The 21,598-nt window shown below is 44.9% G+C and carries 19 protein-coding genes and 1 pseudogene; 13 read left to right on the plus strand and 7 right to left on the minus strand.

Annotated elements, in window-relative coordinates:
- Positions 1 to 22: 22 nt before the first annotated feature.
- Both IE164_RS00845 and IE164_RS00850 read right to left on the minus strand, forming a co-directional pair.
- Positions 23 to 436: a DUF2721 domain-containing protein gene (locus IE164_RS00845; RefSeq protein WP_189628291.1), complete on the minus strand. Its 414-nt coding sequence runs from the start codon at positions 434 to 436 to the stop codon at positions 23 to 25.
- Positions 433 to 666: a hypothetical protein gene (locus IE164_RS00850; RefSeq protein WP_189628292.1), complete on the minus strand. Its 234-nt coding sequence runs from the start codon at positions 664 to 666 to the stop codon at positions 433 to 435. Before IE164_RS00850 ends, IE164_RS00845 begins: the two co-directional genes overlap by 4 nt.
- A gap of 137 nt (positions 667 to 803) precedes the next feature.
- Between IE164_RS00850 and IE164_RS00855 the strand changes: the two genes are divergently transcribed.
- The 5 genes and pseudogenes from IE164_RS00855 to IE164_RS00875 all read left to right on the plus strand — a co-directional run bounded on the left by IE164_RS00855 (position 804) and on the right by IE164_RS00875 (position 6,105).
- Positions 804 to 1,457: a DUF4331 family protein gene (locus IE164_RS00855; RefSeq protein ID WP_189628293.1), complete on the plus strand. Its 654-nt coding sequence runs from the start codon at positions 804 to 806 to the stop codon at positions 1,455 to 1,457.
- A 22-nt stretch (positions 1,458 to 1,479) separates the two neighbouring features.
- On the plus strand, positions 1,480 to 2,019 hold the full coding sequence (locus IE164_RS00860; RefSeq protein WP_229838474.1) for a DUF4331 family protein: 540 nt from the start codon (positions 1,480 to 1,482) through the stop codon (positions 2,017 to 2,019).
- Positions 2,020 to 2,090: 71 nt separating this feature from the next.
- Positions 2,091 to 3,392 carry a tetratricopeptide repeat protein gene (locus IE164_RS00865; protein WP_189628294.1) on the plus strand — a complete coding sequence of 434 codons (1,302 nt, stop codon included), beginning with the start codon at positions 2,091 to 2,093 and terminating at the stop codon, positions 3,390 to 3,392.
- The gene (locus tag IE164_RS00870; RefSeq protein ID WP_189628295.1) at positions 3,393 to 3,764 is read left to right on the plus strand and encodes a hypothetical protein; all 372 of its coding nucleotides are present in this window, start codon (positions 3,393 to 3,395) and stop codon (positions 3,762 to 3,764) included.
- A gap of 79 nt (positions 3,765 to 3,843) precedes the next feature.
- A pseudogene (locus tag IE164_RS00875) lies at positions 3,844 to 6,105 on the plus strand (TonB-dependent receptor).
- An 849-nt stretch (positions 6,106 to 6,954) separates the two neighbouring features.
- On the opposite strand, the gene IE164_RS00880 reads toward IE164_RS00875, so the two are convergent.
- The 3 genes from IE164_RS00880 to lpdA are packed head-to-tail and all read right to left on the minus strand — an operon-like array spanning position 6,955 to position 9,737.
- Entirely contained in the window at positions 6,955 to 7,779 is an 825-nt protein-coding gene (locus IE164_RS00880) for an anti-sigma factor (protein WP_189628296.1), read from the minus strand.
- A 2-nt stretch (positions 7,780 to 7,781) separates the two neighbouring features.
- Positions 7,782 to 8,309, minus strand: coding sequence for an RNA polymerase sigma factor (locus IE164_RS00885; RefSeq protein WP_189628297.1), 528 nt, complete (start codon positions 8,307 to 8,309; stop codon positions 7,782 to 7,784).
- Between the two features lie 33 nt (positions 8,310 to 8,342).
- On the minus strand, positions 8,343 to 9,737 hold the full coding sequence (lpdA, locus tag IE164_RS00890; protein ID WP_189628298.1) for a dihydrolipoyl dehydrogenase: 1,395 nt from the start codon (positions 9,735 to 9,737) through the stop codon (positions 8,343 to 8,345).
- 154 nt (positions 9,738 to 9,891) lie between these two features.
- Between lpdA and fabG the strand changes: the two genes are divergently transcribed.
- The 4 genes from fabG to IE164_RS00910 all read left to right on the plus strand — a co-directional run bounded on the left by fabG (position 9,892) and on the right by IE164_RS00910 (position 14,175).
- Positions 9,892 to 10,638 carry a 3-oxoacyl-[acyl-carrier-protein] reductase gene (gene fabG, locus IE164_RS00895; protein ID WP_189628299.1) on the plus strand — a complete coding sequence of 249 codons (747 nt, stop codon included), beginning with the start codon at positions 9,892 to 9,894 and terminating at the stop codon, positions 10,636 to 10,638.
- Between the two features lie 106 nt (positions 10,639 to 10,744).
- A complete protein-coding gene (locus IE164_RS00900) occupies positions 10,745 to 12,832 on the plus strand; it encodes a vWA domain-containing protein (protein WP_189628300.1) in 2,088 nt (695 codons plus the stop codon).
- Positions 12,833 to 12,912: 80 nt separating this feature from the next.
- Complete coding sequence (locus tag IE164_RS00905; protein ID WP_189628301.1) at positions 12,913 to 13,725, plus strand: tetratricopeptide repeat protein; 813 nt, start codon at positions 12,913 to 12,915, stop codon at positions 13,723 to 13,725.
- Positions 13,726 to 13,761: 36 nt separating this feature from the next.
- Entirely contained in the window at positions 13,762 to 14,175 is a 414-nt protein-coding gene (locus tag IE164_RS00910) for a DoxX family protein (protein WP_189628302.1), read from the plus strand.
- On the opposite strand, the gene IE164_RS00915 is transcribed toward IE164_RS00910, so the two are convergent.
- Complete coding sequence (locus tag IE164_RS00915) at positions 14,126 to 14,863, minus strand: hypothetical protein (protein WP_189628303.1); 738 nt, start codon at positions 14,861 to 14,863, stop codon at positions 14,126 to 14,128. The two genes, IE164_RS00910 and IE164_RS00915, sit on opposite strands and share 50 nt — an antisense overlap.
- 252 nt (positions 14,864 to 15,115) lie before the next feature.
- On the opposite strand from IE164_RS00915, the gene IE164_RS00920 reads away from it, so the two are divergent.
- Positions 15,116 to 16,426 carry a hypothetical protein gene (locus IE164_RS00920; RefSeq protein WP_189628304.1) on the plus strand — a complete coding sequence of 437 codons (1,311 nt, stop codon included), beginning with the start codon at positions 15,116 to 15,118 and terminating at the stop codon, positions 16,424 to 16,426.
- Between the two features lie 50 nt (positions 16,427 to 16,476).
- On the opposite strand, the gene IE164_RS00925 is transcribed toward IE164_RS00920, so the two are convergent.
- Positions 16,477 to 16,929: an Lrp/AsnC family transcriptional regulator gene (locus IE164_RS00925; protein WP_189628305.1), complete on the minus strand. Its 453-nt coding sequence runs from the start codon at positions 16,927 to 16,929 to the stop codon at positions 16,477 to 16,479.
- Positions 16,930 to 17,064: 135 nt separating this feature from the next.
- Between IE164_RS00925 and IE164_RS00930 the strand changes: the two genes are divergently transcribed.
- The 3 genes from IE164_RS00930 to IE164_RS00940 all read left to right on the plus strand — a co-directional run bounded on the left by IE164_RS00930 (position 17,065) and on the right by IE164_RS00940 (position 21,498).
- Positions 17,065 to 18,324, plus strand: coding sequence for a cystathionine gamma-synthase family protein (locus IE164_RS00930; RefSeq protein WP_370299794.1), 1,260 nt, complete (start codon positions 17,065 to 17,067; stop codon positions 18,322 to 18,324).
- Between the two features lie 281 nt (positions 18,325 to 18,605).
- Entirely contained in the window at positions 18,606 to 18,941 is a 336-nt protein-coding gene (locus IE164_RS00935; RefSeq protein WP_189628307.1) for a PadR family transcriptional regulator, read from the plus strand.
- Positions 18,928 to 21,498 carry an ABC transporter permease gene (locus IE164_RS00940; protein WP_189628308.1) on the plus strand — a complete coding sequence of 857 codons (2,571 nt, stop codon included), beginning with the start codon at positions 18,928 to 18,930 and terminating at the stop codon, positions 21,496 to 21,498. Before IE164_RS00935 ends, IE164_RS00940 begins: the two co-directional genes overlap by 14 nt.
- Positions 21,499 to 21,598 lie beyond the last annotated feature (100 nt).

Raw genomic sequence — 21,598 nt, forward strand, 5'->3', positions numbered from 1 at the left:
AAAAAGAAGTGTAAAATGTCTATTAAGAGGCAGAGGAAGAGTTTTCTTCTAAATCTCTCAGTTCCAGGTTGATAGCCCTGGTGCTAATTTGGGTTTCGATAAAAGAAAGGAGAAGCGAACCAAGTAACAGAAAAAGACTGGCTCCAAATACGTAATCTGCAACTACTTGTCTGCCTAAGTACATAAGCACCATAGAGAGCACGCAACAAAAGAAACTTGCAATACCAAGGGCCTGCATATTGCGAATAAGCAACAAGCGAAGCCTCAGGTTTTTAATCTGACCGAAAATGGTCTTGCGCATTTCAGGAGCTTCTTTATACCGCACCCTCAAACCCCTCACTAAGGTGGCCAGAGCCACAAAGCGATTGGTAAAAGCTAATAAAAGCAGGGTAATGGCAGGAAACAGCAATGCTGGCGTAGAAATATCAAGACTCATTTTTCTTGTTTTTGTGAGGGTAGTTTTTTGTCTAGTGTGAGCTTCCACAAACCTCTTAACCACACCAGACCAAACAGGTACAGCCCAAATTTACTCAAATATTCGCTGAGTACAGGGTTTGGCAGGTTTTGAGGTTCTACTATATATAGCAAAACGAGAGTTAACCCCACCACTACTGAAGCTATCCCAAACATCCATTTTTCGGTCTTTACGCCAATTTTTAGATCCATGTGTTTTCTAGTTTTCAAAAAAACTTACTCATCCCCTCAATCCGGAGCCGGCAACCACCTCGTAAGTAAGCACAAAGAAAACAACAATTCTTAACGCATTGGCAGCTCACACGCTTCCAATTTTCAAATCAAACATTATGAAAAAGAAAACAATCCTTTTGCTGAGCTGTGCAATACTGTTTGCCACAGCACTGATCTACGCAGCAGATCACATTGATGCTCCGGGTGTAACTGAAACTACCTCAGACATTACCGATTTCTACGCCTTTCAAAGCCCAGAAAACAATTCAAACATTGTCTTTGTAGCCAACCTTCAGGGCTTGTTATCTCCCTCAGCCAGTGCCGGTGCCACCTTTGACGAAAACGTGATGGTGGAATTTAATATTGATACGAATGATGATGCTGTGGAAGATCTGGTGATTCAGTGCACCTTCGAAAACGGAATGGTAACTGCTTATGGCCCTGTTGCCCCGGTCTCTACAGGTACCAGCAGTACCCTGGTAACCAGTGCTAATACTGTTTCTACCAACATTACGGCTTACGGATCTAATGCTTCAATTGGCAACCAAAATGGAGTAAAGCTATTTGCCGGCCCCAGAGACGATCCGTTCTTCATGGATTTTGCTCAGTACGGAGAGATCATTGCCGGAAATGCCTCCAGTTTCAATGATCCGGGAACAGACACTTTTGCAGGCACTAACGTAATGTCGGTAGTTATAGAGGTTCCCAAATCAATGATTGGCGGTTCAGGCACAATCAACACCTGGGTAACCAGCAACAGAAAACAATAACCAATTCACCTTTAACAGAACAATGATGAAAAGCATAAATAAAAAAACAGCAATAGTCGCGGTAGCCGCTATTCTGGCCCTAACCATGATTTCATGTAAAAATGACGATACCACACCGGAAATGCCTTCTATGTACACTCAGGAAGATCAAATGGGGCGACCTGCCATTAACACAGTATTTGTAGGCAGCTCCATGAAAGACAACTTTAACACCACTGCTCCGAGTGCTCAGGGGGCCGCTTATCAATCGGCTTTCGAAGCCAGACTTTTGGCCTTAAACCCTAATTATAGCACCAATGCCCTGGGTCTGGATGCCGCAACGTTTACCACCGTATTGGCCACCGATGTGCTTTCCGTATCCTTGGATGGAACCACCACTTTCTTTGATGGCACCAACGTATTGACAGGAAGGGCACTAGCCGATGACGTTATCTCTGTAGAATTGCTATTGATCTTTGGAGGGTCTGACGGCTCGGAAAACCCGGGACTTACTGATGATCATGTAGATAGCAATGATAAGGCGTTTCTGACCACATTCCCTTACCTGGCTTCTCCTTGGTAAAGCTTAACACTCCGTGCTTAGGCAAAACTATAAGCACGGAGTATTTCTCCTTTCGACTTAAACTCAACGATATGAAAAAAATAATACTACCCACCTTTTCGCTGCTGTTCTTAATAATGGCTTGTGAGCCAAAACAGAGCAATTCATCAATAGTTTTGAAATCTGACTATGCCCATCTTTTACAAGCAGCAACAAATGAACGCGACACTCTTCTACAATCAGACATTCACTTTTGGTCCGATAAACTTAAAGCGGCCCCTAATAACATTACCTATCTGAGTAAACTTGCTGCCGCATATAGCCGCCTCTTTAAGGCAGAAGGAAACGTTGAATACATTTTCAAGGCAGACAGTCTTTATGCCCTTGTAGAATCTCGCAACCCATTCTCTAATGCCGCTACCTACCAGGCACTTGGTGTAAACGCCATTACCCGCCACCAATTTGTTGCGGCTAAAAACTACGGAGAAGCAGCTCTTTTGGAAGGCGACATGAAGTCTGCTTCTTTCAATCTCATTTTTGACGCGTCTATGGAGGTTGGCGACTATGACCGTGCGAGGAGTATTCTGAACGGCCAAATCCAACGAAACAGCTTTCAGTACCTCATTCGAGCCTCAAAATTGGCCGATCATGACGGAAATCTTGAATTGGCCATTGAGCTGATGGAAAAAGCCCATGCGCGAGTAAAAAACCACCCGGAGCTCTCCCTTTGGTCGCTATCTAATTTAGGTGATCTATATGGCCATGCAGGCCGAATTGCTGACTCTTATGGAGCCTATCTGGATGTATTGCAAAAAGACCCAACACACTGGCACTCATGGCAAGGAATTGCCTGGATTTTATATTCACACGAAGGGAAAGTAAGTGAGGCAGAAGTCATACTGCAACTGATAAACCAAAAACACCACAACCCTGAACTCAATCTTTTGCTGGCTGATTTGGCTGACTATAGTGGCAAAAAGGAGCAAGCACTGAAACTTAGAAAACAGTTCTATACAGAGGTTTCTCAGCCAAAATATGGCCACATGTACAGCAAATATCTCATACTTCTCGATGCCGAGGATCTGAATTCTCCAAAGCGGGCTGTAGCTCGGGCTGAAGCGGAAAAAGATTCGCGCCCCACACCGGAAGTATATAGTCTTTTGGCATGGGCCAAATTGCACAATGGAGAAAAAGAGGAAGCATTACGTATGGCTCAGCAATTTGTGGAGGACAAAACCAGCGAGCCTGAAGCTGTTTATCACCTGGGCATGATCTACAAGGCCAATGGAAAAACCAGACGCGCCAGACAGTTACTCAAGGAGGCTAACGATGCCGCGTATGAGCTTGGCCCCATAACTGCTCAAGCCATTGAAAAGGCCCTAAAGTCATTTTAAGTGAGAAAGCTAACGGCAGTTGTTTTATGGGGCTATTTCTGCATACTGATATTCGGTTATGCAGGCGCTTATTTTACCCATAAAGCACTGCACTCTTTGGCCAACAGAGTTCATCATCATCACCCAAACACTTCTTTAGATGTAGAGCATGCCATAGATGATCACTGTGCATGGATTAAGCCTCAGCACGAACAAAGGCAAGAAGAATCGCACACTAATGAAAACCGCCTGAGCCTCTATGGTTTTGTGTTACCCCTAATCAGCAGCTTCAGTTTTTCCTTTACCATAAAGAAAACCAAAAACACCACTCTCTACCCAACCTTTTATACTACGCCCGAACTACCCACTCCAACCCCTCCCCCCAGTGCCTGAACAGCCATAACCCATTAACCTACCGACTCGTGAGCCGGGCAGGAACTCCTATGTCTTTCCAATCTAAAATGCACTAATTATGAAATCATTTACCCTATTTATATGCCTTATTGGCCTTTTAGTATGTACAATTGGCTATGGGCAGCAACATACAGTTGCAGGAACTGTAAGGGATGCTGAAAACGCAGAACCACTTCCGGCAGCTACTATTTACATTCAAGAATTGAATGTAGGCACCACAGCCAATGCTATGGGCATCTTTCAGTTTAAAAACCTTCCTAATGGCGAATACACCCTGGAAATCAGTTTCGTAGGTTTCGCAAAGAAAATCATTCCTTTCACCGTAGCTTCAGGTAGTCCTCAATCTATCGAAGTAACCATGCAGCCGGAAGTTGTTCGTATGGAAGATGTAGAAGTGAGTCAGAACCTTCAGTACAATGCCACCTCATTTTCGGCAATGGACCTTCGGCTAAGGCCTATACAAACTTCTCAGGATGTACTAAAAATTGTTCCGGGGCTATTCATAGCTCAACATGCCGGAGGAGGCAAGGCCGAGCAGATATTTCTAAGAGGATTTGACATTGACCACGGAACCGACATTTCCCTGGAGGTAGATGGCATGCCGGTGAATATGGTTTCTCATGCCCATGGGCAGGGCTATGCCGACCTCCATTTTGTAATTCCCGAAACCATAGACCGGGTAGCTTTCGACAAAGGCCCATATTATAGTAGTATAGGCAATTTTAACACGGCTGGTTATGCACACTTTTCTACCAAAAAAAGACTTTCGGAGAGTTCGGTAAAACTAGAGGGCGGACAGTTCGGCACATTTCGAACCGTGGGCCTTCTCAACCTTATATCTCCCCAAACAACTTATGCTCCCAGCCTTTATCTGACCACTGAGTTTTTTCGATCTGATGGGTATTTCGAAAGCCCGCAGTTCTTCAATCGTCTAAACGCATTGCTAAAATATCATCAACGACTGGACAGCAAACGTACGCTGGATATTTCGTTGTCGGCATTTAATAGTAGCTGGGATGCCTCCGGCCAAATACCTGAAAGAGCTGTAGAGAGTGGTACTATTTCGAGGTTTGGAGCTATTGATGATACAGAAGGGGGCATGACAAGCAGAATGAATGTAAATGCCCGATTGGCTCGAGAGCTACGCAATGACGCCTGGACTGAAAGCCAGTTCTATTTTACTCAATACGACTTTGAACTGGTTTCTAACTTCACCTTCTTTCTTAATGACCCGGAAAATGGTGATCAAATAACCCAAAGCGAGCAGCGGCAAATATTTGGAACCCGCCACAACTATTGGACGGAACACCAACTGTTGGGTATTTCGGCACAAACTGAATTGGGTGTTGGTTTCAGGCACGACATCAATGAGAATGTACGTCTTTCCAGAACATTGCAGCGCCAAACTGTACTGGAAGACCTTGCCTATGGCGATGTGCAGGAAACCAACATTTTTGCCTTTGCTGAGGAAATTTTTACCCTTTCTCCCCGATTTACCATGACTACGGGGTTACGGTTCGACCACTTTACATTCGACTATAGAAACAAACTATCTTCCACCTACGAGCGATAGGCCATTAACAAAAGTGTGTTAAGTCCCAAACTACAGTTGAGCTACCAGGCCTCTGAGCGATTGAATCTTTACCTTAAAAGCGGATTGGGCTTTCATAGCAACGACAGCCGGGTGGTTGTTCAACAAACCGGGCGGGAGATTCTGCCAAAGGCTTATGGCGTGGATGTGGGCATTCACTGGAAACCTGTTGACCGACTGCTCATAAACGCTGCTTTATGGCGCCTCGATCTTGATCAGGAGTTTGTTTATGTGGGCGATGCGGGCATAGTTGAACCTTCGGGCAAAACACGCAGGGAAGGTATCGATTTGAGTATACGATATCAGGCCAATGCCTGGCTCTATTTTACCTCAGATGTTAACTACACCATTCCGAGGGCAGTTGGCACGGCAGAAGGGGAACACTTCATTCCGCTGGCTCCCACGTTCACAAGCATTGGTGGGCTTACTGCAGAATTGACGAATACCCTAAGCGGAAGCTTAAGGTATCGGTTCATGGACAATCGCCCGGCCAATGAGGACAACAGCCTGCATGCGGAGGGCTACTTTTTAATGGATGCTGTACTGAACTATACACTGGGAGCCTTTGAATTGGGGCTTTCTATTGAAAACCTGACCAATGCTGCGTGGAAGGAGGCACAGTTCGAAACCGAATCGCAACTAAGGAACGAAGCAAAACCTATATCTGAAATTCACTTCACACCAGGCACTCCGTTTCAGGCCAGACTTTCGGCCACTGTGAGGTTTTAGTGGGCCTCTTAGGGAAAGAAAATTACACCTTTCTAAATCTAAAAAACCTATGGACTTCGTATGTCTATTGTATGCGAGTCCCATTCACCTAATAAAACGCATTGCAATCGAATAGAAGGGCCGGAGTTCAGATAGTTTTATAGGGCTACTCATTTAGATCGCATTTGTTAGATCCAGTATACTAGCCACAAGCGGTGTCCTCACAGCGTTTTTTAACAGCCATTGGTGAAGACACAAATGGAGGCAAGGTTTAGAAATGTACTGCTTGCGACTTAAGTAAGTAACCCTGTAGTTCTATATGCGATATTATCAGTAGGAAAGCATTCGTAGATCAGGAATACGATTATGTCCTAAATCTACTTTGGTTGAGGTGTCGGAGCTTACCAGATGGGTAGGCTCCTTTTTTTATTTTAACCTAAGTTCGATGCAAGTAAGTAGTAAAGTATCTCCTCTTAGGACGCCATTGCGGAATTTTCCTCTGAAAACTTCACATACGCAAAGGAAAATATCCGCAATCTCATTTAGGCTCGGTTGAGAGACCAAATAAAACAGCCCTTTTTGAGAGTTTAAGACCTGTTTCTCCGGCATGACGTTCTTTTCGTACATCGAACTCAGGTTTTTTTAATAACATCTCTACCTATTTAGCCTGCATGCTCAATCCGCTACAAACTGCAGTTGAAGTAAGCCATTTGGTGAAGACTCCAATGTATGTGGTAAGGTACTGCATGAGGAAACTCTGTCTCGTTCCTCTTTAGCTCTAAACGACTCCCACGGGTTGACGAATGACTTTCTCTGGAAGATGGATAAAACAGGAAAAGTTTTAAAATGGGTGGAGATGGCTAAAGCTACCTAGGACTTCTTTACATTGCCCAATACCTGCATGGTTTCCAACGAAGGACTTTCGCTCCCTCCCTTGGGCTCTACCGTTACAGCAAAAGCAGCCGATTGAGCAATGCGCTTCATTTTCACCAAGCCCTCAGCATTCCAATCGAACACCCCGGCATCTACCGGCTGACCGTCTACTATAGCCCAGAGCTGATACTGCTTGTCGGCAGCCAACTCTTGCAAGTTGACTATATTCAGATAGAGCTCTTCAGTGGTTTCGTTCCAGTATACATCGGCATAAGCCTCTTTGGCATTGTCAGTGCCTGCCATACCAATTCTTCTGAAGTTGGGATTGCTCAAAATTCCGAAATCTGTTTCCAGCTGATCGAGCTTTTGATTGACCTGATTGTACTGTTCGGCCATCTGCGAGTTACTGGCCAGTAATTGTGCATAGGCCTGGCTGCTCGACTTCCACTTGCTGCGGTAGTCAATGGCCAGATAACCGCTTACCAACGCCAACACAAGCGAAGCTGCTACTGCATACTTCCAGCCCCGGGAGGCTGGTAAGGAAACTACTTTTGGAGTATCCTGCCGGGTTGTCGGTTGTTCTGCAGAAGGCGCAGTCTGCTCATCGATTTTATCGAGAATAGCCTTTTTCATTTCAGGTTTGGGAGCCACCTGAGTAGCCATAGCCATATCTTCAAAAGCCTTCTCAATAGCATTGAGCTCGGCTTTCACTTCCGGATACTTAGCCATAACAGCCTCCACTTCTCTCATTTCCTCTGCAGAGAGCTCGTTGAGTGCGTAGGCCTCAAGTATTCCTGACGATATGTATTCTTCTATATTCACGGCTAAGCCAGCTTTTTTCTCATATGTTTTAGGGCAGAGCGCAGCCTGGATTTAACAGTACCTAAAGGTATGTCATATTCTTCAGCAATTTCTGTGTGAGTGAACCCTTCGAAATATACCTTCTCCAGAATGAACTTCTGTTCTTCTACCAAGTCGTTTAATAAGGCACGCACCCCTATTCCATCGGTGTGCATTTCGGTGCTGTTGCGGCTGTCGACTCTATATACGTAGTCATCCATTGAGTCGGTTTTAGACGACCTGGAAATTTCTTTCGACCGCAGTTTATCGATAGCGGCATTCCGGGTAAGGTTCATCATCCAGGTAAAGAACCTGCCTCTGGAAGCATCGTACTGATCGATTTTATTCCAAATTTTCATGAAGACATCCTGAAGAACTTCTTCAGAGATGTCATCATCTTTTATAATTCTTGAAGCCACCCCCAAAAGTGCTGCGCTGTACTTATCATAAAGATAAGCCATGGCATTTTTGTCCCGATCCTTCAGCCGAAGCACCAGTTCACTTTCTTCCATATGTTGGGGAGTGGCTTTGATTTACTTCATGAATTAAAGGTGAATTACTTCGTCATAAGCTGCTGCGGTGGCTTCCATAACGGCCTCAGACATGGTTGGGTGAGGGTGTACCGATTTAATGATCTCATGACCTGTAGTTTCCAGCTTTCTGGCAGCTACCACTTCGGCAATCATTTCGGTTACGTTGGCGCCAATCATGTGGGCACCCAGCCACTCACCGTATTTGGCATCGAAAATCACTTTTACAAAACCATCGGGCACTCCTCCTGCCTTGGCCTTACCTGAAGCAGAGAATGGGAATTTGCCCACTTTCACTTCATAACCGGCTTCCTTAGCTGCTTTTTCAGTATAGCCTACAGAGGCAATTTCAGGCTGGCAATATGTACAACCCGGAATGTTGTTGTAATCCAAAGGTTCTACGTGTTGACCGGCAATTTTTTCGACACAAATAATTCCTTCGGCCGAAGCTACGTGTGCCAGAGCTGGCCCATGCACTACATCGCCAATGGCATATACACCGGGAATGTTGGTTTTGTAATAGTCGTCTACCAGAATTTTACCTTTATCGGTAGCCACACCTACATCTTCCAGACCAATGCCTTCAATATTTGTGCTTATACCTACGGCTGAAAGTACCACATCGCACTCAAGAGTCTCGTCACCTTTCTTGGTTTTCACCGAAACTTTGCAAGTTTTTCCTTTGGTATCTACGGCCGTTACTTCGGCATTGGTCATGATCTTCATGCCTGCCTTTTTATAGGTTCTTTCGAGTTGTTTCGATACTTCTTCATCTTCTACCGGAACAATTCGATCCATATACTCAACAATGGTTACTTCAGTGCCAATGGAGTTATAGAAGTAGGCAAACTCTACCCCAATAGCTCCTGAACCAACTACCACCATAGATTTTGGCTGTTTTTCTAAAGACATAGCCTGACGGTAGCCAATAATTTTCTTGCCATCGATTGGCATGTGGGGCAATTCTCTTGCACGGCCTCCGGTGGCTACAATTATATGCTCGGCAGAGTAGTCAGTCTTAGACCCGTCTTCGGCTGTTACTTCTACTTTCTTTCCGGCTTTGAGCTTTCCGAAACCTACTATATGATCAATTTTATTTTTCTTGAAAAGGAAGTTGATCCCTTTGCTCATACCATTGGCAACATCACGACTTCTTTGCACCATGGCTCCAAAATCGGCAGAGGCTTTATCTACCTTAATTCCGTAGTCGCTGGCATGCTGAATATATTCGAATACCTGAGCACTTTTGAGCAGTGCTTTTGTGGGAATACAGCCCCAGTTCAAACAAATTCCGCCCAGTTCTGCTTTTTCTACCACACCTACTTTCATGCCGAGTTGTGAGGCTCTGATTGCTGCCACATAACCGCCCGGTCCACTTCCAATAACTATTAAGTCGTACTTTGTTGCCATAATTTTACTTTACCTGTTTTTGGGAAGGGCAAAGTTAATCCAAATCCAGTCACATCAAAACCAGGAAATTGGAGGAGTAAAGGCTTTTGGCTTTATTTGAAACTCTAAACTGACAAGAACATTTTTTGAAAAAAAAATTGATAACAAATACACTATGGGTTTATTAACTGGAAAAACGGCTCTGGTAACCGGAGCATCGAAAGGCATTGGGAAAGCCATTGCTACAAAATTTGCTCAGGAAGGCGCCAATGTGGCTTTTACCTACTTATCTAGCGTAGAAAAAGGACAGGCACTTGAACATGAGCTTGCTGCTTTTGGCACCAAGATTAAGGGCTTCCGATCGAATGCTGCGGAGTTTGCTGCTGCAGAGCAACTGGTGAATGATATTGTAGCTGAATTTGGCAGCCTCGATGTAATTGTGAACAATGCGGGAATTACCAGAGATAACCTGTTGATGCGAATGACCGAAGAGATGTGGGACGAGGTAATGAACGTGAACCTAAAATCTTGCTTCAATACGGTTAAAGCAGCTACCCGAACACTAATGAAACAAAGGGGTGGTTCTATTATTAATATCACTTCTGTGGTGGGCATAAAGGGCAATGCCGGACAGGCTAACTATGCGGCTTCCAAAGCAGGAATTATAGGTTTTACCAAATCGGTTGCTCTTGAGCTTGGTTCCAGAGGAGTACGCTCCAATGCTGTGGCCCCGGGTTTCATAGAAACAGAAATGACTGACGCACTTGACGAAAAAACTGTTCAGGGCTGGAGAGATGCCATTCCTCTTAAGCGAGGTGGTAGTCCGGAAGATGTGGCTAATGCTTGTCTATACCTGGCTTCTGATCTATCGGCATATGTAACCGGCCAGACATTGGTGGTTGACGGAGGTATGCTCACCTAAGCACCGCTTATCAAATCATTGCAATTTTCATCATCGGTTGATGACCAAATTTCGCTCGAATGCGTTATTATGCCATCAACCGATTTTCATTCCATACTAAAAGCCATTGCGTAGTCTTCTGCTATTTCTGAGTAAAGTCACCTTACAGACAGACGCTTCTCCGTGGTTCATTCCGCTTTGTCTGATAGCGGGGTTTAGCTATGGCTTTATCCTTTATTCCAAAAAAAGCCCCTGGAGCAGGAGTATTAACTACGCACTCTTGATTCTTAGAGCGGCTGCCGTGGCTTTAATCTGCTTTTTTCTTCTGGGGCCCCTGCTCAATCAGGTAACCTATCTGGAAGAAAAGCCAATTGTAGTTGTGGCCATCGATGATTCTGCTTCCATAAAAGATGCTTATGATTCGACCGATTTTACAAGCATAAGAAATCAGATAGAATCTTTGTTTAACATCCTAAACCAAAGTGACTATGATGTTCGGCTTAGGGGCTTAAACGGCTACTTAGGTGGCATAGAAGAGCTTTCCTTTTCGGCAGAATCCACCAACCTGCATGGAGTACTGCAAGGAATAAGACAAGACTTTGAACAACAGAACCTTACGGCCACAGTATTGGTAAGTGATGGTATACACAACTATGGCAGTTCTCCTCAGTTTCTTACCCTCAATTACCCTGTGTTTAGCCTGGCCCTTGGCGATACCATTCCTGAGCAGGATTTGAGCATCAAGCGACTCAACTATAACAAAATAGCCTACCAGGGCAACCGCTTCCCCTTAGAGGTGGATCTATACAACAATGGCTATGTGGGTGAGGAGGTTTTTGTTGATGTGTTGCGCAATGAGCAGGTGGTAGAAAGTAAATCGGTAACTATAAAAGGCGATCAGGAGATTAATACTGTTTCATTTTTACTAGATGCCGAAACATTGGGCATTGAAAGCTACAGGGTTTCTGTACGCCCCAAGGCAAATGAAAGCTCGGTGAGTAACAATTCTCGCACAGCATTTATTGAAGTGGTTGACAGTGAACAACGCATTTTAATTGCGGCTGCCGCACCACACCCCGATATCAAAGCACTGCGAGCGGTTATAGAAAGCAAAGAGGGGGTTGAGGTTGATGTTTTTATTGAGGGAATAGCACAAGAAACTCCCGAAGGGCCGTACGACCTGATTGTTTTACACCAACTGCCCCAAATAACTGACATGCCCAATTGGTTGAGTGCCTGGATAAGCCAAACCAACACCTTTTATATTACCGGAGTTGAAGACCTTAACACGGTGAATGCGCTCAATCCGGTATTGGCCTATAACAACTTCGGTCAGTCAGACGCTGTATCGCCTAACTTTAACCCCAATTTTGAACTCTTTAACATAAACCAGGAACTGCTCTACCGTGCCGGTAACTATCCACCTGTGAGAGCTCCATATGGCAATTTTGAAATAAAAGCCAATGCAAGTGTTTATCTCTATCAGAAAGTTGGCAGTGCGCAAACCAGCCGCCCATTGCTTACTGTGCTCAATGGAGACGATACCAAGTCGGCCGTTTTTTCGGGGGCGGGCTTTTGGAAGTGGCGTCTTCAGGAAAACGGTCAGTTCGAAGAGAGTAAGTTGTTTGATGAATTGTTTGGAAAGTTGATTCAGTTTTTAGCCACTAAGGACGATAAACGCAACTTTCGCATTAACACCACCCAAGAGAGTTATTTCAACACGGAAGTGATTGAGTTCAATACAGAAGTATATAATCAGCTGTATGAAAAGGTGTATGACTACAGCATAGACCTGCAGCTAACCAATGCGGCAGGCGAAACGGAAGAGTATAATTTTGTGAACTCCCCAACCGAAAATTTTAAAATAAGAGGGCTGGAGCCGGGCGTATATCGCTATACGGCCAACACCAGTCTGGCCGGCAAGCGAGAAACAGCCGAGGGCACTTTTTCCGTGCAGGCCCTGCAGTTGGAAGATATAGACCTAACGGCCAATCATCAGCTACTAAGGAATATTGCCAAAAATTCGGGAGGCCGGTTTTATCTGCTGGCGAACTACGAAGATGCCCTGCGGCAGATCGATGAACTCGATGCGCGGCCAATATCGAGGGCTAACGAAAAGCTCAACCCAATCATTAACAACCCGTGGTGGCTATACCTGCTGCTTGCCCTATTTTCGCTGGAATGGTTTACCCGTAAATATCACGGCAGCTATTAAGCCCCACCGCCCACACCTGCCAATGTCAATTTTTTCTTGATTTTTTTATTGAAAAAACTAATGTTTTAGTTTATTTGTATATGCGCACTAAATCATTAGTTATTTACCTAACTCTTTTGTTGACCACCCTCTCCTGCGATATGTCGGCTACGAGAGAAGAAGCAGATGAGTACCTTCAACAAGGAATGTACGAAGCAGCCGTTGCAACTTATGATCGGGTGATAAGACTTGAGCCGGAAGATGCTTTTTCGATCTTTAACCGTGCCACTGCCAAAGAAAAATTAGGCCTGTACGATGAAGCCTATGACGATTACACACTTCTGGTGAATCGTCAGAAAAACACCCGCCTGAGTATGCTTGGCCGTAGCAGATGCCTGTTTGAAATGGAGAAATATGAGTATGTAGTATTCGATATGAACACCTTGCTTAAAGGAGATCCGAACAATATGGAGGCCCTGGAGTTGAGAGGGCGCTCGTATGTAAAGTTGGGTAAAAACCGTAGCGCCATTGCCGATTTAACCAGGGTAATTGATGAGGACCCACAAAACGTACAGGCCATTATTAGCCGGGGAGCTGCCTATGCCCGAGGTTCTGCAGGCAGTGCTGCCATTGTAGATTTTGACCGTGCCATTCGGCTGGACCCAACCTTGCCTATACCCTATTTTAATAAAGCCATGGTATTTTTTGTCTATGAAAATTACGAAGCTGCCATAGAAACTTTTAATAAAGCCATTGAACTTAACCCAAAATATGCCGAGGCCTACACACGAAGAGGTATGGCCAAATATCAGTCGAAAAAGTATGGTTTGACAGGAGCCTGTGAAGACTTTAAGATGGGCGATGAGCTAAAAGACCCGCTGGCTACCGAATATATAAATGAGTATTGCAAATAATGTCCGGATGGGCTATTCTCGAAAAAAAAGCGAGATATGCTCAAAAGACTACTCAGAACCGGCAAACACTCTGCCTCAATAAACATTGGTCTACTCCTCTTTAGAGTGGGTGCTTCGGCCATGATGATTACCCACGGATGGGGTAAGTTTGAACGTGTAATTAATGGAGATTTTCGCTTTGGAGACCCGCTAGGCATAGGCGTGGAGGCTTCTTTAATTTTGGCCGCCTTTGCCGAATTTGTATGCTCCGTATTGGTGATACTCGGCCTAACCACACGGCTAGCGGCAATTCCGCTAATCGTTACCATGCTGGTGGCCTGGCAAGTGGCTCATGCCGATGACCCGTTTAGCTCTCAGGAGAAAGCGGTCTTTTACCTACTTTCCTTTCTAACCATTCTCATTACAGGCCCCGGGAAGTACTCTCTGGATCAGAAGATTTTTGGGAAATAGCCAGTTCTTCGTCTATCAGGGCCAGGGTTTCACGAATATCTTCGAGCACCTGCTCAAAGCTATATTTGGTACTGGCCTTGTAAGATGCCCCAAACTGTATCAGATGTTTGAACTTATCGGCCTGCACTGCCCGAAGAAACTCTCTTTGAGTGCTTGCTGCTGCACGCCCGTACTGAAAGCCTAAGACAAAGGGAAACTGTTCTTCTACATACGAAATCATCTTTAGCCTCACATGCTCAGAGTCTATGTCAGTCCAGGTATTTACCAACTCAAAACCATTTTCATACAAGCCGATAATCTTAGCGGTTAGGGAGTCATTGCCGATGATTCGTGTAGAACCCACACTCTTCATTTCCTGATAGGTAATGTCGTTACTGCTGAACGGTACGTAGTTGAGCAAAGAAACCACCCATACCACCGTGGAGTCGGAATATTCTGCAGGGGTATTAACGAGCAGCTTTTGAGCATTTTTTAGCTGACCTTCCAACTGCTTAATGCCTTGGTGCAGAATGGTACTATCTACTACCAAATTGGCCTTAAAGCTCTTAAGCAAGTCTTTTTGTTGCCGTTGCTCCTGCTTGTTTACTCTAAATTCATTGAGTGCAAACGAGGCCGTTATGCCAATTATTAGTATAAGTAGTTCGGCCAAAAAATAACGAAACTTCTTAAAGCTGCTTTCCTTTTTCATGGGTGGGAGTGGTTAGCTAAAGCTAACAAACATATTGGAAACTTGCTTTTTTTGTGTTTCGGTCAATTAGAGGATTAGGTATTTTTATTTTCACCTTTTGGTAACTTAGTTAAGTCTTCTGTGGTAGACTTTCATGCCTGACCCACATTGGTGTCTTCGCCATTGGCTATTTGCGGCTAGCGGCAGGTACAATGGGGCTACGTCCAGATGATCTAAGTAGGCAAGCCCATTACCTTTTTTAACGAATAGCTTATGTACCTTCCTCAGGCCTGGTCTCCCATCCAAAAAGTAAGCTTTAGGTTTACTTTTATCTTCTTTTTGCTCTTTATTCTGCCCTTTCCCTTTTCTACTATACTGGGCTTTTTCAATGAGTTTACACTCGCACAGGCCTTTTCAGACTTCTGGACCTGGTGTGCCGAACAGGTGGCTACCTCCTTGCTAGGCATGGAAGGCCTACCCGATGGCAGCCCCGGCAGCGGAGACAGAACCGAAAACTGGATTCAATACGGCCTTTTTCTATTATTGGCTATTGTGGGCACCCTTGTATGGAGCCTTGCCGATAGGAACAGAAAGAACTACTACCGTCTTTGGAGGGTGTTTGTAATGGTGGTGGTCTATTATTTAGTCTATTTTATGGCCATTTACGGATTCATTAAGGTGTTTTATCTGCAAATGCCCGAATTGAGAATTGACAGATTGCTGCGCACCTATGGTCAGTCATCTCCCATGGGGCTTTTATGGACCTTCATGGGGGCCTCCAAAACCTACTCGGTATATGCAGGGCTGAGCGAGGTTATAGCCGGCACCTTATTAATCTTTAGACGCACCCGAACCCTGGGCGGACTGGTAACCTTTGGCGTAATGTTCAATGTGTTTATGCTCAACATGGCCTATGATGTGCCGGTAAAGCTTTTTTCTGCCCAGCTAATGCTCATGGGGCTTTATATCGCTCTTATAGATTATAAAGCCATTTTGGGCGTATTCATTTGGCAAAAGCCTCAAGCTGTTACACCCTGGCCTCCTTTCTTTAAGTCGGCTCAGAAACAATTGGGGCTACTCATTGTTCAGATGCTCTTTATTGGCTACATCTATTATGAGCGAATTGAAGCGGGGATTTCCGGGAGGTCGCAATACGGAGAACTCAGGCCTAAATCGGCCCTATACGGACTTTACGATGTAATTACCTTTGTTAAGAATGGCGACACCATACCTCCACTTCTTACCGATGATGAGCGTTGGCAGCGAATGATCTTTGAAAGCCCGCAGAATACCATGGTAATGTATATGGACGACAGAACCCGCTTCTACAGCTCGGCCATAGACACTACCACCCAAACCATTACCATTTCTATTGGAGCCGACTCGCTGCGCAAAGACTATCCGCTGCGCTATGAAAAGCTCAACGATGGCTTGCAGATACGCGGTGTTCTGGAGCAAGACAGCTTGTTTTTACAGCTTAAAACCTACGATCTCTCACGGTTCTATTTAACCAACCGTGGGTTCAACTGGGTCAATGAGGTGCCCTGGCATCGCTATGACCCTACACCAAAAAGCAATTGGTAGCCAAGGGCCAATGCCTCACCATGCTCGCTTTGTTAGGGTTCTAATTAAGATTAGAGTGGAAGCTTATTCGATTTTTTCACCTCAGACATAACAAAAGAACTCTGAACATTGCCTATGTTATCGAGTTCGGCCAGTTTTTGCGAAACAAAACTTCTGTAGGCTTCCATGTTATGTACCGCCACTTTGAGCAGATAATCAAATCGCCCACCAATATGGTAACACTCTATAACCTCTTCCAGAGCCATCACATCCTTTTCAAACTGCTCAATGAATTCCTTTTGATGATCTTTGAGCGAAACACTACAGAAAACCTCAAGCCCTAGTCCCACTTTCCGACTGTTCAAAATAGCCGAGTAATGAGAAATAAAACCTTCTCTTTCCAATTTTTTGATTCGCTCATGAACAGGAGTAATGGTAAGCCCCAATCGGGCAGCCAGCTCCTTGTTGGTAAGCTTGGCGTTAAGTTGCAACGCCTTTAATATTTCCCTATCGATAGCATCCATAAAGATTTTTTTTCTTTTGAGGCACCTATTCCAAGCCTCATCAAGTAAATATTTCTTAAATGGAAATATAAATAAGATATATTTTCTGATCAATTGACATCAAAAAGATTTTTGATCTATTTTCTATCTCAAACTATGGAAATGGAACAACCCGAACTACGCATGAGGCCCGAGAGCCTCATGATGTCTTATGGCTATAAGCCGGCCCTTTCTGAAGGAGCCATTAAATGCCCGATTTTTCAAACCAGTACTTTTGTTTTTAAGAATGCCGAAGAAGGCAAGTCGTTTTTCGAAGTAGCCTATGGCCTTCGAGAGAAAGGAGAGTCGGAGGAACTGGGACTTATTTATAGCCGACTGAACAATCCGGACCTGGAAATTTTAGAGAACCGGCTCACGCTGTGGGATAAAGCAGAAGATTGTGCCGTTTTTGAAAGTGGCATGTCGGCCATTACCACTGTACTGCTGGGCTTCCTGAGCCCTGGCGATGCCTTACTCTACAGCAAACCTGTTTATGGTGGAACCAGCCATTTTATAGAAGAAATATTAACCCGTTTTGGCATAGAAATCATCGGCTTCGATGCACACCAGCAAGAAGAAGAGATAATGAAAGCCATAAGCGACAGGGGACTGGCCTCCAAACTCAAGATGATCTTTGTGGAAACTCCGGCCAACCCCACCAATGCGCTGATCGACCTGGCCATGTGCAAACGAATTTCCAACGCTCTGGCCTCTGAAGATAACCAGCCTTTGATTGCTGTTGACAATACTTACATGGGGCCGCTTTGGCAACACCCGCTGCAACACGGAGCAGATTTTGTTCTCTACTCGGCCACCAAGTACATAGGCGGCCACAGCGATGTAATAGCAGGAGCTTGCCTGGGCTCTAAAGCTTTAATTGCTGAAGTAAAAGCCATGCGGACTTTTCTGGGTAATATGGCCGGACCATGGACAGGGTGGCTACTAATGCGAAGCCTTGAAACACTCAAAGCCCGAATGGACCTGCAACAACAAAATGCCATAGAGGTAGCCGAATTTCTGACGAAACACCCTAAGGTAGAGAGGGTTTATTACCTCGGCTCTATAGAAGACAAGAACCAAAAGCGAATTTTCGAGCAACAGTGCGAAGGAACTGGCGCTATGGTCTCTTTCGATATTAAAGGAGGAGAGAAAGAGGCATTCCGCTTTCTCAACAACCTTAAGCTTATGAAATTGGCCGTAAGTCTTGGCAGCACAGAATCACTGGCAGAGCATCCTGCCTCAATGACTCATGCCGGAGTACCCATTGAAGACAGAATAAAATCGAACATTACCGATGCGCTGGTAAGGCTTTCCATTGGAGTTGAAAATATCGAAGACCTCAAATGGGATATTGACCAGGCATTGGCGGCTGTCTAAAATACTAGTCTGATCCGGAGGGTGTCTTATGGGTTTCTAAGCTTATGCATCTGTGACTGCCAATTGGTTAAAGGCCCAGGCGGTTAATAAGCTGATCCTGGAGGCACCCTCCACTTTCTTCTTATGCCACTCTCGCTAAAAAAGAATCAAGAGTCGATAAGCTTTACGCTGCGTATCCATCGGTTCACTACATAAATTTCCCTCTTCATTCAAACTATTTTGATTTTTTAAACATCTGTTAATTATATTCGTCAAATATATTTTAAACAAATGTTAACAATATGAGCGATTACTCTTTGGGTACCCTGGAAGAAACCATTCTCATTATTCTGCTCATGCAGGAGGAGAGCCACGGTGTAGAGATTGCCAAAGTATATGAAGAACACATGAAACAAGCCATCTCTTTACCGGCCATTCACATGGTGCTTAAGCGCATGGAAAAAAAAGGACTGGTTAAATCAAGCTTTGGCGAACCCACCCCGGAACGGGGAGGAAAACGCAAAAAGCTCTACCGAGCCACGCCCACCGGCTACAAAGTAGCTCACGAAATTCAGGAAAGAAGAACACAAATGTGGTCTCAGGTTCCCAAAGCCTCTTTCAATTATGGCATTGCCTAAACCTCCACAGTGGGCCGTTAGGCTGTTGCAGCGCATTTGCCCAACCGAGGTGCTCGAAGAGGTAGAAGGCGACCTGCATGAGGCTTTTGTGTGGCGCCATAAAACGCGGGGGGCTGCCTATGCCAAAAGAAAATACATCTGGGAAGTCTTCAAAAGCTTCCATCAAGTAAAAATTAAGGTCAAAACTCAACATTCAGGAATCATGCTACTTCACAATTACTTCAAAACGGGGCTTCGTTTTTTATGGAAAACCAGAGGCTACTCTACACTCAACATTCTAGGGCTGGCCATAGGCATAGCCATCAGCTGGCTCGCTTTTGTCTTTGTAACAGACGAATACTCCTTTGATGGGTTTTATGAAAAAGCAGACCGGACATATCGCATTAAGGCTTCCATGGGTTTTGGCGACAAGCCCAGCATTTTTGCAGGCTCCTCCTATCTTATGGGTGAAGAGTTGCCTCGACAGATAGCAGGAATTGAACTTTCGAGCAGGTATAAAAGCGGCTTCTTTCTGGGTAAAATCGACAGGGAGTTCATTAATCAGGTAACACACTATGCCGATGGTGACTTCTTTGACATATTTGATGTAAACTTCTTAATTGGCGGAGCAGGCACCTTCAATGACCCTTCGACAGTGGTTATATCGGAAAGCACCGCCCTGCGCTACGGCATTCCTGCCGACCTGAGTTCGGATGAAATTACCTTAGTGTTAGACAACGAGGAAGCACGCTTTAAGGTGATTGGCATATACCGCGACTTTCCTGGCAACACCTCTATACGGCCCGAAATACTGATGCCTTTCAGCCTGTGGGCACAGGCCAATCAAAGACGCACAACCATTTGGTTCGACATTAATATGAATTGCTTTTTCACTCTGGCTGAAGGGGTTTCGGTGAATGAAGTAGAACAACAAATGACCGATATTCTATTACAGAACGATGAGTTCGAAGCTGACGTGGCTCTGGGGCTTCAGCCACTTACGGACATTCACTTGAACCCGGAACTTCGTACGGGCAACGGCATAAATGCGCGGGGAGATAATCAGATGATACTTATAACGGCCATTATAGGAGCATTTTGCCTGCTAATTGCTTGTGTAAACTACGCCAACTTTGCCGTGGGCAATTACCTTGTTCGGCTCAAAGAAGTAGCCTTGCGCAAAGTTTTTGGCGCAGAGAAAACCGGTATATTCAAACAGTTTGTAGTCGAAGCCTTTACTTCGTCATTCCTGGCCTTATTTCTTTCGGTGGGCATTATCTATATAATTATGCCGGCCTTTGCCACATATGCCAACAAAAGCTATGAGTTGTCAGTCATTTTCTCCCAAAAATTTCTTCTTGGCGGAGTAGGCATAATGTTGCTCAGCACCGTGCTAGCCGGTTTATATCCGGCCTTACTCCTTTCTCGCTTCAAAACGGTGGCCGGGCTCAAGGGCAAAGCCAGGTTGGGCGGTAGAAATCTGCTTTCTAAAATGCTGGTTACCCTACAGTTTTGCATAGCTGTTTTCTTATTGGCCAGTATGCTCACACTGAACAAGCAGCTTAACTTTTTATTGAACTATGACATTGGCTACAACGGAGAAAACCTGGTACGCATTTTCAGACCTATTGAGGAGGAGTCTCTGAAAAACACATTTAAGAATCGCTTACTTGGCCTCTCAGGTATACAAAATGTGTCCATAGCCTCCGGCTTCAATGGCACCGACTATCGAACCGATGAGGGTGAGCAGGTTATTGTACGCCATGCCAGGGTTGACACAGACTATCTGGAAACCATGGGCATGGAATTATTGCAAGGCAGAAATTTTGACCCCGGTATAGCCACAGACTTCACCAAGGCCTGCATTGTAAATGAGGCCTTTGTAAAAGCGCGTGGCATGGAAAATGCCGTAGGTACTACCATAAATTTCAGCTATGGCGATTTTAGTAAGCCCACGATTATCGGGGTAGTAAAGAACTTTAATTTCGAATCGCTGCACACTCCCGTTCAACCACTGATACTGTATATGGGCGGCTACCTCACTACTTACGATACGCACGTGAAAGTTGACGCTATGAACCAGGCACTAATGGAGCAGATAGAGGCCATACACAACGAAATGTTTGCTCCTTATCCACTCAACTACACCCTTGTGGAAGATGACATTGCCAATCAGTATGAGCTGGAAACTAACATTCAGAAAGTATCTAGAGGGGGCAGCATTATTGCCATAGTGCTTTCATGCATGGGGCTCATGGGCTTTGTTGGCACTCAGATCAGGCAGCGCCTCAAAGAGGTAAGTATCCGAAAAGTAGTAGGCGCCCGAGCTCGCCAAATATTCGGGCTTTATCTTGGGAAATACCTTCTTCTTTTAATTCTGGGAGTAGTTACGGGCATAAGTGTAGCCTATTGGATTATGCAGGGTTGGTTAAACAATTACCCCGAACATGTTAGTTTCGGAATGGGCATTATGTTTTTCTCCGTATCCAGTGTCTTAGTGGTTGCCATACTCACCATCTACTCACAACTGTTCAAGGCCATGCGGCTCAATCCGGTAAAATACCTGAAAGAAGAATAGGACGAGCGGTGGCACACAGCGGAGTTTAAACGTATCTGGGCAGCCTTACTCATGACATGGAATACGCCTTGTCCCCTCACATTTATACTTGTTGGGCTTA

The organism is Roseivirga thermotolerans, assembly GCF_014653175.1.
Lineage (GTDB): Bacteria > Bacteroidota > Bacteroidia > Cytophagales > Cyclobacteriaceae > Roseivirga > Roseivirga thermotolerans.